Genomic DNA, 522 nt, shown 5'->3' on the forward strand with positions numbered 1-522 from the left:
GACTGGTGGGCTTTTAACATCATGCAGTCTTTGGTATCAATATCAATGAGGCCAATACCCATGATTTCGAGACCATGTTTAACAGACTGTGCACATCCCGACCAAAAACGACCGATATGTGGAGTCTTCTTGCCAGCTTTGCTGATGTAGCTGGGATCAATGGCAATAGCCCATCTTCCCTGTTTACCAAAGAAGCGCTTGGCAAGTGAGACATTAAGTTTGAGCCAGTCAATGCTTTTCGACTTTTTTAAGCCGAATGCGTTGCGATAGGTTTGCTCAACATGCGAGCCATACCTCCCCATTTGGGTGAAATTTATCTTTCTTGGTATTACCATGAACAAAATTATCACCTCGATGAGTATTTTCTCGAAACTTTTTGTTAACTTTGCAGCCGAATCTTCAACTGCATCTTTAAAGATATCCATATATTGGTCAAGTCCTGTATTCATATAATTTTGCGTTTGTCGTGATTTGCAAAGTTACTGAAAATCAGCGACTTGACCAACTTTTTATAGTTAAGTT

At 40.0% G+C, this 522-nt stretch carries 1 protein-coding gene; it reads right to left on the minus strand.

Going from position 1 to position 522, the window contains the following annotated elements; all coding sequences use genetic code 11:
- Positions 1-449 (minus strand): transposase (locus tag IE226_RS43845; protein ID WP_229872002.1); only part of this gene is annotated, 449 nt, incomplete at its 3' end.
- Positions 450-522: the final 73 nt, after the last annotated feature.

The organism is Streptomyces longisporoflavus, from assembly GCF_014649775.1.
Taxonomy (GTDB): Bacteria; Actinomycetota; Actinomycetes; order Streptomycetales; family Streptomycetaceae; genus Streptomyces; species Streptomyces longisporoflavus.